Genomic DNA, 12,961 nt, shown 5'->3' on the forward strand with positions numbered 1-12,961 from the left:
TCGCACGTCATAACATTTGCAGGAGACATCTGATGCCCCGTTTCATGCCGCCGCTCAATCTGAACCGCTGGATCGACGAGCACGCGCATCTGCTGAAGCCGCCGGTCGGCAATCAGCAGATCTGGCAGGACCGCGACTTCATCGTGACGATCGTTGGCGGTCCGAACCATCGGACCGACTACCACGACGATCCGAGCGAAGAGTTCTTCTATCAACTGCGCGGCAACGCGTATCTGAACCTGTGGGTCGACGGTAAGAAAGAACGTGTCGATCTGCGCGAGGGCGATGTGATGCTGCTGCCGCCGCACGTGCGGCACTCGCCGCAGCGTCCGGAAGCGGACAGCGCGTGTCTGGTGATCGAGCGGCAGCGTCCGGCCGGGCAGACCGACGGCTTCGAATGGTATTGCGACAGCGACGACGGCTGCGGCGGCCTCGTGCATCGCGCGCAAGTGCAACTGATGAACATCGTGACCGATCTGCCGCCGCTGTTCGACGCGTTCTACAGCGACGAAAAACTCCGCACCTGTCCGCATTGCGGCAAGGTGCATCGCGGCAAGGCGGCGTAAAACGCATGACGCCGGCCTGAAGGCTATCCGGGACCACCCGGGCCGTCACCTGAGAGATGCAGCACCACCCGCGGTCCCGCGCGAGTCGCACGACTCGCGTGGCGATTCGCGGTCAAAACCTATCCGAGTTCGACAACATGAAGAAAATCGATATGCACTCGCATTTCTTCCCGCGCATTGGGCGGGAAGACGCGAGCCGGCTGGATGCATCCAGCGCACCGTGGCTGCAGATCGACGCGAGCGGCGAGACCGGCAACATCATGGTCGGCGACCGGAGTTTCCGTCCGGTGCGCGAGGCGCTGTGGAATCCGGTCGCGCGTATCGAGGAACTCGATCGCGTCGGCGTGGCTGCACAGATCATCTGCGCGACGCCGATCATGTTCGGCTACCGCTATGAAGCGCGCGCGGCGGCCGATTGGGCCGCGAAGATGAACGACCTCGCACTCGAGCATTGCGCGTACAACCCGAACCGCCTGAAGGCGCTCGCACAGGTGCCGCTGCAGGACGTCGAACTCGCGTGCCGCGAGGCGAGCCGCGCCAAGGCGGCCGGCCACGTCGGCGTGCAGATCGGCAATCACCTCGGCCCGCGCGATCTCGACGACGAACACCTGGTGAGCTTCCTCACCCATTGCGCGCTCGAAAACATTCCGGTGCTCGTGCATCCGTGGGACATGATGACCGACGGCCGCATGAAGCAGTGGATGCTGCCGTGGCTCGTCGCGATGCCGGCGGAAACGCAGCTCGGCATTCTGTCGCTGATCCTGTCCGGCGCATTCGAACGGATTCCGCGCTCGCTGAAACTCGCATTCGCGCATGGTGGCGGCAGCTTCGCGTTCCTGCTCGGCCGCGTCGACAACGCATGGCGTTGCCGCGACATCGTGCGCAAGGATTGCCCGCGTCCGCCGTCGGAATACGTCGATCGCTTCTACGTCGACAGCGCGGTGTTCGATTCGCGCGCGCTGCGTCTGCTCGTCGAAGTGATGGGCGCCGAGCGAGTGATGCTCGGCTCCGATCATCCGTTCCCGCTCGGCGAACAACAGATCGGCGCGCTCGTGACCGGCAGCGAATGGCTCGACGAGCAGCAACGCAGCCGCATCTGCGCGGGCAACGCCGCGCACTTCTTCGACATCGATCTGGAACGCGCCGTTTAAGCGCATTCGACGCGCCCGCTTTTCCGTACGACCCGACTCACATATCAATAGCTTGCTGGGGACAATGTCATGACCGTTACGTTCGTTCGCCGTTCGTCGCGCCGCAGTGGTTTTACGCGAGCTGTTACCCGCACTCGCGCGGCGCTGGCTGTGCTGAGCGCGCTGGCCGCGGCCGCGTTGCTGCCCGCGCCCGTTTTCGCGGCCGATGCCGCGCCGCTGAAAATCGGTTTTATTGGCACGCTGTCCGGGCCGGCTGGCGCGCTTGGTCAGGATCAATACGATGCGTTGATGCTCGCGGTCGAGCAGAAGGGCGGCAAGCTCGGCGGCGTGCCGGTGCAGATCGTGCGCGAAGACGATCAGCTGAAGCCGGACCTTGCGCTGCAGGAAGCGCAGCAGCTGATCAGCCGCGACGGCGTGAAGATCATCACCGGCGTGACGTTCTCGAACGTGATGATGGCGATTCACAAGCCGGTGACGAGCGCGGGCGTGGTGCTGATCGGCTCGAACGCGGGGCCAACGCAACTGGCCGGCGCGGGTTGCTCGCCGTTGTTCTTCTCCACCTCGTGGAATAACGACGAGCTGCATGAAGCCGGCGGTCAACTGGTGACGAATCTCGGCTACAAGCGCGTCTACGTGATGGCGCCGAACTACCAGGCCGGCCGCGATGCGGTGTCCGGCTTCAAGCGCGACTATCGCGGCTCGATCGCCGACGAAGTCTATACGCAGGTCAACCAGCCCGACTACTCGGCCGAGCTGTCGCAACTGCAGGCCGCGCAACCGGATGCGGTGTACGTGTTCTATCCGGGCGGGATGGGCGTGAACTTCGTCAAGCAGTATCGGCAGGCTGGCCTGCTCGGCAAGATTCCGCTGATCTCGGTATCGACGATCGACGGCACCACGCTGCCCGCGCTGAAGGAACTCGCGGTAGGCGCGATCACCAGCTCGCCGTATTCGCCGGACCTGCAGAACCCGCAGAACACCCAGTTCGTCGCGGCGTTCACGAAGAAATACGGCCGCGTGCCGTCGATGTACGCGGCGCAATCGTACGATGCGGCCACGCTGCTCGACACCGCGCTCGCCACGGTCAAGGGCAACGTGTCGGACACCCAGGCATTGCGCCGCGCGCTCGCCGGCGCGAAGTTCCAGTCGGTGCGCGGTCCGTTCAGCTTCGACTCGAACCAGTTCCCGCGCGCGGGCTTCTATCGCGTCGACGTGGTGCGCACGGCCAACGGTGCGACGTTCGAAGCGAAAGGTCCGATCGTGCCGAAGGTCAACAACCCCGTTGCACAGCAGTGCAAGATGAACTGAGCGGAAGCCGGCGATGAACCTCACGTTGTTCGTCATGCAATGCCTGAACGGCTTGCAGCTCGGCGTGCTGCTGTTTCTGATGGCGGCCGGGCTGACGCTCGTTTTCGGCATTCTGAATTTCGTCAATCTCGCGCACGGTTCGCTGTACATGACGGGCGCGTTCATTGGCGCGCTGGTCTATAACCAGAGCGGCTCGTTCGCGCTGGCCGCACTTGCGGTGGTGGCCGCGCTCGTCGCGCTCGGCATGCTGCTCGAATCGGTGGTGTTCCGTCGGCTGTATCAGCGGCATCACCTCGATCAGGTGCTCGCGACCTTCGGGCTGATCCTGTTCTTCAACGAACTGACCCGCACGATCTGGGGGCCGTCGCCGTACTACATGGAAGTGCCCGACGCGCTGGCGGGCGCGGTCAATCTGTTCGGCCTGCACTATCCGGCCTATCGGCTGCTGATCGTCGCGGTCGGGCTCGCGGTCGCGGCCGGCTGCTACGTCGTGATTCACCGCACGCGGATCGGCATGCTGATTCGCGCGGGCGCGACGCATCGCGAGATGGTCGCCGCGCTCGGCGTGAACGTGGTGTTGCTCAACGCGGTGCTGTTCGGCGTCGCGGCGGCGCTCGCGGGGATTGCGGGTCTGCTGGCCGGGCCGATCCTGTCGGTACAGCCGGGCATGGGCGAGCCGGTGCTGATCCTGACGATGGTCGTGATCGTGATCGGCGGCATCGGTTCGATTCGCGGCGCGTTTCTCGGCGCGCTGCTGGTCGGCGTGGTCGATACGCTTGGGCGCACGCTGCTACCTGCGTTGCTGCGCCAGGTGCTGGAGCGCAGCAGCGCCGATACGGCCGGCCCCGCGCTCGCGTCGATGCTGATCTACATCCTGATGGCGCTCGTGCTCGCATGGCGTCCGCAGGGACTCTTCCCCGTCAAACATTCCTGAGCCCGACATGATGCCTTCTTCTGTTTCCGCGGCCCGCGCGACGCGCGCGCAAGGCGCGGCGGGCGCCATGGGCCGTCGCGTGAGTTACGTCGACCGGCTCGGCTGGCTGCTTGCCGTGCTGCTGCTCGCGGTGCCCGCCTATGCGGCACTGACCGGCCAGCCGTTTCTGGTGGTGCTGTTCGCGCGCATTGCGATCTTCGCGATCGCCGCGCTGTCGCTCGATCTGATGCTGGGCGTCGGCGGCCTCGTCAGCTTCGGCCACGCGCTGTATTTCGGACTCGGCGCGTACGCGACCGGGATGCTTGCGCAGCATGGCGTGGCGAGCGGCACGCTGCATCTGGCGGTGACGCTCGCGGCCTGCGCGTTGGTTGCGCTCGTGACCGGCGCGATCGCGCTGCGCACCAGCGGCATCGCGTTCATCATGATTACGCTCGCGTTTGCGCAGATGTTCTATTTCTTCGCGGTGAGCCTGCGCGAATACGGCGGCGACGACGGCTTCGCGCTCGCCAACGCGAGCCGCTTCGGCGGCGTGTCGCTCGGCGATTCGATCTCGCTGTACTACGTGGCGGCCGGCTTGCTGGTTGCGCTGCTGCTGTTCGGCCGGCGTTTTCTGAAGAGCGCGGCCGGCATGACGCTCGGCGGCATTCGCATCAACGAGCGCCGGATGCGCGCGCTCGGCGTGCCGGCCACCCAGATGAAGCTCGCCGTGTATGTGATCGCCGCGATGCTGTGCGGCGTCGCGGGCATGCTGTTCGCGAACCTCACGCAGTTCGTCGCGCCGTCGTATATGTCGTGGACGATGTCGGGCGATCTGATCGTGATGGTCGTGATCGGCGGCGCGGGTAGCTTCGTCGGTCCGCTGCTCGGCACGCTCGTGATGGTGCTGCTCGAAGAAGGCCTGAAAAGCGTCACCGAGCACTGGATGCTGGTCATGGGACCGTTGATCGTGATCGCCGTGCTGCTGAGCCGGCGCGGTCTGATCGGTCTTGCGTATGCGCTCGATGCGCGGCGCGAGCGCAGCCGGGCGTCGCAGGGAGGTGCGCAATGAGTCTGCTCTACGTGCAAGGGCTGGTGAAGCGCTACGGCGGCTTCACGGCGACCGACCATTTCAGCGTGACCGTCGAGCCCGGCGAGATTCACGCGGTGATCGGCCCGAACGGCGCGGGCAAGAGCACGCTGATCGGTCAACTGGCCGGCGAATTGACGCCCGACGAAGGCACGATCCATTTCGCGGGCGGCGACGTCACGCATCTGAGCGTCGAGCGGCGCGCGCGGCTTGGACTCGCGCGCTCGTATCAGATCACCTCGGTGCTGCCCGAATACACCGCGCTCGACAACGTGTTGCTCGCGGTCAATGCACAGCGCGCGTCGCGTTTCAACTGCTGGAGCCGGCTGGGGGCGCGCGGCGAGGTACTCGACGAAGCGCTCGCGCTGCTCGAGCAAACCGGTCTTGCCGCGCAGGCGCACGTCTGCGTGGCGGAGATGGCGCATGGCGAGCACCGTCAGCTCGAACTGGCGATGGCGTTGGCAAGTCGCCCGCAACTGCTGCTGCTCGACGAACCGATGGCCGGCATGAGCCAGGCCGAAACGGTGCAGATGACCGCGCAATTGCAGGCGCTGAAGGGTTCGCACGCGATGCTGCTGGTCGAGCACGACATGGACGCCGTGTTCGCGCTCGCCGATCGCATCACGGTGCTGGTCTATGGCAAGGCGCTCGCGACCGGCACGCCCGACGAAATCCGCACGAATCCAGCTGTGCGCGCGGCCTATCTCGGCGATGAGAAAGCGCAGTCGAATCTGTCAGGGAGCATTGCATGAGCCGCCTGCTCGAAGTCGCTTCGCTCGAAGCGTTCTATGGCCGCAGCCAGGCGCTGTTCGGCGTCGAGCTGAACATCGACGACGGCCAGTTCGTGACGATGCTCGGCCGCAACGGCATGGGCAAATCGACGACGGTCAAATCGATTGCCGGCTTGCTGAAATCGCGCCGCGGTTCGATCCGCATGGCGGGTCAGCCGATCGAGAGCGCGCCGTCGTATCGGATCGCGCGCGCGGGTATCGGGCTCGTGCCGGAAGGGCGTCATATCTTTCCGACGCTGACCGTGCGCGAGAATCTGGTGGCCACCGCGCGCCACGTCGAGCGGCCGGGCGGCGCGTGGACACTGCAACGCGTCTATCAGCTGTTTCCGCGTCTCGAGGAGCGCGCACGCAATCTCGGCTCGGCGTTGTCCGGCGGCGAACAGCAGATGCTCGCGATCGGCCGCGCGTTGATGACGAACCCGCGTCTACTGATTCTCGACGAAGCAACCGAAGGGCTCGCGCCGCTGATTCGCGAGGAGATCTGGAAGTGCCTCGCGGAGTTGAAGAAGACGGGTCTCGCGATTCTGTGCATCGATAAAAACCTGGCGTCCCAGCTTGCAATCGCGGATTATCACTACGTGATGTCGAAAGGCGCGGTGGTGTGGCAGGGTACGTCCGCGCAATTGACTGCCGAGGCGGATGCGTTGCATGCGCATTTGAGTATCTGAGTATCTGAGTATCTGAGCATCTGAACTGGGCTGTTTTGCTTGAGTGTGTTTTGCCGCGACGCTTCAGGGCGTGCGCGGCATTTTTTGTCTTTGCCGCTGCCGCCGCAGTTTCCACAGCATTTGCAGCATTCGCCAGAAAAAGGACTCTTCATGCCGTTCGATCTGACCTTCGCCGATCTCGCCGAACGCGCGGTGCAGTACAACGCGCGCGCGTCGGTGAGCGACTTCGATGCCGAGATGCGTACGTATGCGTCGCTTGCGCTGACCTCGCGGCGGCGCTGCGCCGGCATACTCGATCTTCAGTACGGAATGGGGCAGGCCGAGCGCATCGATATTTTTCCGGCTGCCGCGGCGGCGCAGGCTGCGCCTGTGTTCGTCTACATTCACGGCGGCTATTGGCGCTCGCAGCGGAAGGAGGATGCATGCTCGATGGCGGCGGCGCTGACTGACGCGGGCATCGCCGTTGCGATGATCGAGTACACGCTGCTGCCCGAGGCCACGTTGGCGGAGGTGGTGCGTGAGGTGCGCAGTGCAATTGCGTGGCTCTACCAGCATGGCGCTACGTATGGAATCGATACGCAGCGCATCCATGTGTGCGGGAGTTCGGCGGGCGGGCATCTGGTCGGCATGCTTTACGCGGACGACTGGCAGGAACGTTTTAACGTGCCGCGCGATGTGATTAAAGGCGTGATGGGGCTGAGCGGGCTCTACGACATTCGTCCGCTGTGCGATATCGGCGTCAACGACTGGCTGCGGTTGTATCCGGATCAGGCGGCGTTGCTGAGTCCGGCATTATGTCTGCCGGAGACGGCGCCGCCGTTGGTGTTGTCGGTGGGCGGCCTGGAGACGACCGGGTTCAGGAATCAGACGCTGCAGTTTCATGAGGACGTCGAGCGGCGTGGGTTGCCGGTCTCGCTCGTGGCGGATACGCAGTCGAATCACTTCAATATCGTCAACGAGTTGGCGCGGCCGGGGAGTGCGTTGTTTGAGGCGGTGATGGGGATGGTTAAGGGTTAAGGGTGCTTGAAAGGATGATCGCGTGGAGGTGCCCAATCGGCAATGGGCCATCATCGAAGTGGGTCGACAATGGCCCCTAGCGTTCAGGCTAGATATGCAAGCGAAGAGGCATCAATTGCCGCTTAATAGCGCTCGCAAGATATAGCCCGCGATGCGCGGATTCTCCTTGATACGCCGCGTGCTATATCCGTACCAGTCGTGGCCGTAGGGAACATATACGCGGACCTGAAACCCCATCGACCGCAGACGCTCGCGCAAGGGCTCACCTACCCCGAGCAGCATCTGGAATTCGAAGCGGTCTGGTTCGATCTCCTCGCGCTGGATCCACGTGATCAACGACTCGATTAAGGTTTCATCGTGCGTTGCGATGCCAACGAACGATCCCGCCCGCAACGCGCTCGATACATGCCGTACGAAATGTTCGTTGATCGCGTTGCGATTTCGCGAGGCATCGGCGACCAGATGTGTCTCCGCCTCGGCATAAATGCCCTTGCAAATGCGTAGCCGGTTCATCCGGTGTTGGAGTGGGCCGATGTCGTCGTAGGTGCGCTTCAGATATGCCTGCAGCGCAATGCCCATATTCGCGTTCGCCGTTTCGATCCGTGCGAAGAGGTCGAGGGTCTTTTGCGTGCAGGTCACGTCTTCCATGTCGAGACAGGCGGTGATGCCTCGCGTAGTCGCCGCATCGAGAATGCGTAAAACGTGTCGTTTGCAGCTGGCTTCGTCCAATAGCAAGCCGAATGCGGAGGGCTTGATCGACAGTTCGGTGCGTAAGCCGTCGGCATGTAGCGCATCGATGAGCGTCAGATGCTCAAGTACTACTGCCTCGACTTCCGTAGGCGACGAAACTGTTTCACCGAGCAAATCGAGCGTTGTGGAATAGCCCGCTGCGTGCAACGAGCGAATGCGATCGAGCGCGTCGGCGAGCGTTGCGCCGGCAATATAGCGACGCGAAATCTTCCGGATCAGTGAACGGGGAACGAATGGGATGGCGCGTGCTGCCATCGTATTGAGAATACGCATGTTGGTCTCACGAAAATGCCGCCGTGCGATGCCAGACGCTTTGCGTCGGATCGAACGGCATCGCCGGATCGCCGATGCGAGTCCGGAACGAATGGCCGTGTCAGTGCAGGGAATGGCAGTGACAGAGGCTGTTCAGCGCGTTTTCGAAGGAGGCCAGGCAGCTGCGTACATTGCGGATGAGGTATGAGGATGCGCTAACGATCAGTGAACAAAGACGCGGATTTGCAGCACGCTTGCTGTCTCGCGTCATGGGGCGGTCGATCATAGCATGGGTTGTCGCGGTGCGATCCGGCCTGGACCGATGGCGGTAGCGGTTGCGACCGGACCGCTTGGAACGGCACGCACCCTCCATCGATCGCAACTTGCGAACCACACTTAGACAACCGGCACTGTCTTGCGCCCACCCTCCGGAGCACGATTTTCTTCTTCCGCAACCTCGCCGATATCCGCCTGCTCGGCCGTCGACAACTCAGCCGCGATAAACCCGGTGCGATTCAGCAGCGCGATCATGCAAACGAGCGACACCAGTGCATACAGCGCCGAAGCAATCGCCACGCCGGTAATGCTGCCGGTGGAATTGAGCACCCACTGGGCGAGGACCGGAGTGCCGCCTCCCACGACCAGCGAGCAGAGCTGATACGACAACGACAGCCCCGTGTAGCGCACCTTCGCAGGAAAGACCCGCGCGAGAATCCCGCCTACCGCGCCATAGAACATCGAATGCGGAATGGTCGCGAGACACATGCCGACGACGGCGATCCAGTAGACCTTCGTTTCGATCGCGAAGAACATCGCCGGCATCAGGATGAATTCCGGCAGCACCATCAGGCAGACCGCCTTGCGCATGTCCATCCGTTGCACAAGCAGCGCGCCGAGCGGCTGCGTGATGAACTGAACCACCAGCGCCGTCACGATGATGCCGAGGAACGTCCCCTGCGAATAGCCGAGCTCCTTCGTCGCCCACGACAGCGCGAACGTGGTCTTGAAGTACGTGACGTGAATGACGGGCAGCACGCCGGCGGCGAGCAGCACGATGACCCAGTGCTTGCGCAGCACTTCGAGAACCGGCAGTTTGACGGTCTGCTTCTGCTTGATGACCCGCTTCATGTCCTCCGGCTCTTCGAGCTTGAGGCGAATCACCATGCCGAGAATTACCAGCGTGGCCGACAACAGGAACGGAATGCGCCAGCCCCACGTGACGAACTCCGGCGTGGGCAGCGCGCTGAGCGCGAAGAACACCAGCGTCGCGAGCAGATTGCCGGTCGGCGAGCCCTGTTGCGCGAAAGCCGAGTAGAGGATGCTCTTGTTCCTGGGTGCGCTTTCGCTGGCGATCAGCACCGCCCCGCCCCATTCGCCGCCGACGGCGATGCCCTGAATGACCCGCAGCAGTACGAGACCGGCCGGCGCCCATGCGCCGATCTGCGCATAGCCTGGCAACAGGCCGATGCCGGTGGTGGCCACGCCCATCATGACGAGTGTGATTACCAGCGTGGTCTTGCGGCCGATGCGGTCGCCGAGATGGCCGAAGATGAGCCCGCCGATCGGCCGCGCCACGAACCCGGCCCATAGCGTCAGGAACGAGAGCAGCGTGGCGATGCCGGGGTCGAGCGTGCTGGAGAAGAACACCTTGCCGAACACGAGCGCGGCGGCGAAGCCGTAAATGTAGAAGTCATACCATTCGATCGTGGTACCGATGAAGGCAGCGATCGCGGCGCGCCTGGGTTGCCCGTTGTTCTGACCTGCCATGACTGTCTCCGGTGTTTTTCTCACGTCTCTTGAGCGTCGGCCGGGTCGAATCGACTCTCGACGCCGCTGCCGTGTTGCTGAAAGCCGTTCGTCAGAATAATCAGGATGCCGATAAATGACTAATACAGGATTGTTTATGTGCGATAAGCGTTGCTTATCGAAGGATTGGGGAGAAGTGGGGTGTGGCTTGATCGATTGACGTCGCTTCGCACGAGCGGACGGTTGCCGGTGGCCAACGGCGTTAGGACTCACGGTACGCGAAAATCATCCGTTGCCCATTTCATGTTTCGTCGTTTGCGGCTAACCTCCAAGTGCTCGATTGAATTGAGTGACGTTGAAATGTCTTTGTTCAAGAGGCGATACAACGGTATGACGTAGTACATGCGTACTGCAGTTCTGGCGGAATAAGGGTAATGAAATATAACGATCGGTACCTCGTACTCTCGAACTTTCTCGAGGGCTATTTAGGCGAGGAATTTGAGTTGTGGGGGAATACGATAGAGGAAATCGTCGCTGCGTATAAGCGTGAAAGTCAGCCGTTAGAACGGTTAATTCTGGTAGGCCAAATCGACCAATTCTGCCGTGATCATGCAGCGAATCTCGACACCGCGTTCAAGGCTGCGTACGGGTTGACTTTTAATCCCGTCCGGTGGGGGCACACAACCGCATCATTTCTTGAAGAAGTGATGCGTCTCCTCAGCGAATAAGAACCTGTCCGCAATTTTGTGTGCGAGGCGGTTGACGGAGTTACCCACGAGCGTGAGTGAAGCGCTCGCCAAACAGGATAGCAAACTGGTTCATGGCGGATGACCAGTCGAATGCGGCTCACACCGATTTGGCCAGTACATTGCGAAGCGCCAGCCACAGCAGCCTGATGGCAGCCTCGTCATGGGGGAAGTGGCCCTCGGGTCCTGATGATCTTGCGCAGTTGCATGTTCAGACTTTCAATGGCGTTTGTGGTGTAGACGACCCGTCGTATCTCAGTCGGGAACACGAAGAACGGCGTGACGTTTTCCCACGCGCGTCGCCACGACTGCACGATGGTTGGATATTTCGTTCCCCATTGCCCTTGGGCGAAGTCTTCCAGCGCCTGCTGTGCGTGGCCGCGGCGTAAATCGGGCGCAGCGCCGTGGCAACCGCCTTGCGGTCCTTGTAGCTGGCGTACTCCAGACTGTTGCGGATCAGATGTACGATGCAGGTCTGCACCGCCGTGCGGGGGTAAGCCGCGCCGATTGCCTCGGCCAGCCCTTTCGGCCCGTCGACCACCGCGATCAGGATGTCCTGGCAGCCCCGGGTCTTCAGTTCGTTGAACACCTTGAGCGAGAATTTCGCGCCCCCGGTCTGTTCAATCCACAGGCCGGGCACGTCGCGCGGGCCGTCGGGCTGGATGCCCAGCGCCAGATAGACGGCCTTGTTGCTCACCACGCCGTCACCACGGATCTTCACGCGTAGCGCGTCGAAACACCGCCGGGGACATCGACTCGAGCGGACGGTTTTGCCAGGCAAGCGTTTCGGCCATCACGTCATCGGTGACCGAACTGATGAAATCGGGGGGAAACCTCAGCGCCATAGCGTTCGGCCAGAAACGCCTGGATCTCGCGCACGCTCATGCCACGCGCGTACATCGCGATGATGCGTTCATCAAAGCCGGTGAAGCGGCGCTCGTGTTTGGGAATCAGGATCGGCTCGAAACTGCCTTGGCGATCACGCGGCAGATCGGCTCTGAGCGGGCCGTGCTCGGTGATCACCGTCTTGCCGCTGGCGCCGTTGCGTTCTTTGGACTGGCCCGCGGGCCGCTGCCTGCGAGGCGATGGTACGTTTCTTCTTCATCGGCATATCCATGATTTTTATTCCTCATGATATGCCTCGCCCACGAAATGACGGATAGGGCCCGGCTTATTGCTGCTTTTTTATTGATTCATCGCTAACGAAACTACGCAATAGAACTGGGATATAGAAGTTCTTCGTAAATCATTGTCAAAATCGAAGTATTTCAGATTAGTCCCGTTGACTCCCTCAGGCCTGAAACGTCACTCTTCGACTCCCGACCGTCGTGGGACCGGGCCAATATGACAGGTGGCATCTGGCATGGTCCACGCCGGGTCGGCGCATCGCTTCAGAATAATTCACAACGATCAACCGGAGGGATGGAACTTGAATTCGGTTCTGTCGGATGTCACCGCGCGCGCAGGCATTAACGTTCACCAGTATTACACCCTCGAAGTGACAGGAACACCGGGTGCGGCCCTCGCGGATATCTACTCATTCGAGGGGACGAGCGGCATGGGTGTTCACCGCCATCCCCAGCGACCGGCAATACCGGATGCCGTTGATGGAGTCGACGTGGCGCAGGTAACAGGAACATGACGGCAGCAGAAACCCCGCGTACTCCGCAACATGAGATACCGGCAGAGATAAAGGCCAATGCCGAAGGCCGGCGCGTCATCCCCAGCGCTATACCCGCGACGGCCACCACGCCGAACCTCGTACACAAAGGCGTTGAGCGTGTCGAAAACCACGGCCAGGAAATCTTCGTGCAGTGCCTGTACATGGTGCCGCTGGTTGGCAACGCGATGTCGCTGTATGACGTGGGGACCGACATCTACCGCATCTGCAGCGTCAGGGGCGCGGAAAAAAATCTCTTCAACTGGGGCATTCTCGCCATCGATGCGATCGGCGTGATTCCGGCGG

The 12,961-nt window shown here is 62.2% G+C and carries 13 protein-coding genes and 1 pseudogene; 11 read left to right on the forward strand and 3 right to left on the reverse strand.

What is annotated here, in order from left to right; translation table 11 throughout:
• The first annotated feature begins 32 nt into the window (after nucleotides 1-32).
• The 8 genes from HHL14_RS28705 to HHL14_RS28740 all read left to right on the forward strand — a co-directional run bounded on the left by HHL14_RS28705 (nucleotide 33) and on the right by HHL14_RS28740 (nucleotide 7,501).
• Nucleotides 33-566 carry a 3-hydroxyanthranilate 3,4-dioxygenase gene (locus tag HHL14_RS28705; protein ID WP_169500979.1) on the forward strand — a complete coding sequence of 178 codons (534 nt, stop codon included), beginning with the start codon at nucleotides 33-35 and terminating at the stop codon, nucleotides 564-566.
• Nucleotides 567-703: 137 nt separating this feature from the next.
• Nucleotides 704-1,717 carry an amidohydrolase family protein gene (locus tag HHL14_RS28710; protein WP_169500980.1) on the forward strand — a complete coding sequence of 338 codons (1,014 nt, stop codon included), beginning with the start codon at nucleotides 704-706 and terminating at the stop codon, nucleotides 1,715-1,717.
• Between the two features lie 69 nt (nucleotides 1,718-1,786).
• Nucleotides 1,787-3,025 carry an ABC transporter substrate-binding protein gene (locus HHL14_RS28715; RefSeq protein ID WP_206002570.1) on the forward strand — a complete coding sequence of 413 codons (1,239 nt, stop codon included), beginning with the start codon at nucleotides 1,787-1,789 and terminating at the stop codon, nucleotides 3,023-3,025.
• 13 nt (nucleotides 3,026-3,038) lie between these two features.
• The gene (locus tag HHL14_RS28720) at nucleotides 3,039-3,959 is read left to right on the forward strand and encodes a branched-chain amino acid ABC transporter permease (protein ID WP_169500981.1); all 921 of its coding nucleotides are present in this window, start codon (nucleotides 3,039-3,041) and stop codon (nucleotides 3,957-3,959) included.
• A 7-nt stretch (nucleotides 3,960-3,966) separates the two neighbouring features.
• Complete coding sequence (locus HHL14_RS28725; protein WP_169500982.1) at nucleotides 3,967-5,007, forward strand: branched-chain amino acid ABC transporter permease; 1,041 nt, start codon at nucleotides 3,967-3,969, stop codon at nucleotides 5,005-5,007.
• Nucleotides 5,004-5,777, forward strand: coding sequence for an ABC transporter ATP-binding protein (locus HHL14_RS28730; protein WP_169500983.1), 774 nt, complete (start codon nucleotides 5,004-5,006; stop codon nucleotides 5,775-5,777). Before HHL14_RS28725 ends, HHL14_RS28730 begins: the two co-directional genes overlap by 4 nt.
• Complete coding sequence (locus HHL14_RS28735) at nucleotides 5,774-6,484, forward strand: ABC transporter ATP-binding protein (protein WP_169500984.1); 711 nt, start codon at nucleotides 5,774-5,776, stop codon at nucleotides 6,482-6,484. The genes HHL14_RS28730 and HHL14_RS28735 overlap by 4 nt, the downstream gene beginning before the upstream one ends.
• A 150-nt stretch (nucleotides 6,485-6,634) precedes the next feature.
• A complete protein-coding gene (locus tag HHL14_RS28740; RefSeq protein ID WP_169500985.1) occupies nucleotides 6,635-7,501 on the forward strand; it encodes an alpha/beta hydrolase in 867 nt (288 codons plus the stop codon).
• A gap of 111 nt (nucleotides 7,502-7,612) precedes the next feature.
• Here HHL14_RS28740 and HHL14_RS28745 read toward each other — a convergent pair whose 3' ends face one another.
• Both HHL14_RS28745 and HHL14_RS28750 read right to left on the reverse strand, forming a co-directional pair.
• The gene (locus tag HHL14_RS28745) at nucleotides 7,613-8,524 is read right to left on the reverse strand and encodes a proline dehydrogenase family protein (protein ID WP_169500986.1); all 912 of its coding nucleotides are present in this window, start codon (nucleotides 8,522-8,524) and stop codon (nucleotides 7,613-7,615) included.
• A gap of 375 nt (nucleotides 8,525-8,899) precedes the next feature.
• Complete coding sequence (locus HHL14_RS28750; RefSeq protein WP_169500987.1) at nucleotides 8,900-10,270, reverse strand: MFS transporter; 1,371 nt, start codon at nucleotides 10,268-10,270, stop codon at nucleotides 8,900-8,902.
• A gap of 413 nt (nucleotides 10,271-10,683) precedes the next feature.
• On the opposite strand from HHL14_RS28750, the gene HHL14_RS28755 reads away from it, so the two are divergent.
• Nucleotides 10,684-10,977 (forward strand): contact-dependent growth inhibition system immunity protein, encoded by a 294-nt coding sequence (locus HHL14_RS28755; protein WP_169500988.1) that lies wholly within the window; start codon nucleotides 10,684-10,686, stop codon nucleotides 10,975-10,977.
• 40 nt (nucleotides 10,978-11,017) lie between these two features.
• Here HHL14_RS28755 and HHL14_RS28760 read toward each other — a convergent pair.
• Nucleotides 11,018-12,072: pseudogene (locus HHL14_RS28760) on the reverse strand (IS256 family transposase); the annotation flags it as partial.
• A 352-nt stretch (nucleotides 12,073-12,424) separates the two neighbouring features.
• Here HHL14_RS28760 and HHL14_RS28765 point away from each other — a divergent pair.
• Nucleotides 12,425-12,637 (forward strand): hypothetical protein, encoded by a 213-nt coding sequence (locus HHL14_RS28765; RefSeq protein WP_169500989.1) that lies wholly within the window; start codon nucleotides 12,425-12,427, stop codon nucleotides 12,635-12,637.
• Nucleotides 12,634-12,961 (forward strand): hypothetical protein (locus tag HHL14_RS28770; RefSeq protein WP_169500990.1); only part of this gene is annotated, 328 nt, incomplete at its 3' end. The genes HHL14_RS28765 and HHL14_RS28770, both read left to right, overlap by 4 nt.

Source organism: Paraburkholderia antibiotica (genome assembly GCF_012927125.1).
GTDB classification, from domain to species: Bacteria; Pseudomonadota; Gammaproteobacteria; order Burkholderiales; family Burkholderiaceae; genus Paraburkholderia; species Paraburkholderia antibiotica.

What these genes read in the sequence shown, in the direction of transcription:
- HHL14_RS28740 (WP_169500985.1), top strand. Translation starts at nt 6,635, where the DNA reads ATGCCGTTCGATCTGACCTTCGCCGATCTCGCCGAACGCGCGGTGCAG.
- HHL14_RS28705 (WP_169500979.1), top strand. Translation starts at nt 33, where the DNA reads ATGCCCCGTTTCATGCCGCCGCTCAATCTGAACCGCTGGATCGACGAG.
- HHL14_RS28720 (WP_169500981.1), top strand. Translation starts at nt 3,039, where the DNA reads ATGAACCTCACGTTGTTCGTCATGCAATGCCTGAACGGCTTGCAGCTC.
- HHL14_RS28745 (WP_169500986.1), bottom strand. Translation starts at nt 8,524, where the DNA reads ATGCGTATTCTCAATACGATGGCAGCACGCGCCATCCCATTCGTTCCC.
- HHL14_RS28750 (WP_169500987.1), bottom strand. Translation starts at nt 10,270, where the DNA reads ATGGCAGGTCAGAACAACGGGCAACCCAGGCGCGCCGCGATCGCTGCC.
- HHL14_RS28735 (WP_169500984.1), top strand. Translation starts at nt 5,774, where the DNA reads ATGAGCCGCCTGCTCGAAGTCGCTTCGCTCGAAGCGTTCTATGGCCGC.
- HHL14_RS28730 (WP_169500983.1), top strand. Translation starts at nt 5,004, where the DNA reads ATGAGTCTGCTCTACGTGCAAGGGCTGGTGAAGCGCTACGGCGGCTTC.
- HHL14_RS28725 (WP_169500982.1), top strand. Translation starts at nt 3,967, where the DNA reads ATGATGCCTTCTTCTGTTTCCGCGGCCCGCGCGACGCGCGCGCAAGGC.
- HHL14_RS28715 (WP_206002570.1), top strand. Translation starts at nt 1,787, where the DNA reads ATGACCGTTACGTTCGTTCGCCGTTCGTCGCGCCGCAGTGGTTTTACG.
- HHL14_RS28755 (WP_169500988.1), top strand. Translation starts at nt 10,684, where the DNA reads ATGAAATATAACGATCGGTACCTCGTACTCTCGAACTTTCTCGAGGGC.
- HHL14_RS28710 (WP_169500980.1), top strand. Translation starts at nt 704, where the DNA reads ATGAAGAAAATCGATATGCACTCGCATTTCTTCCCGCGCATTGGGCGG.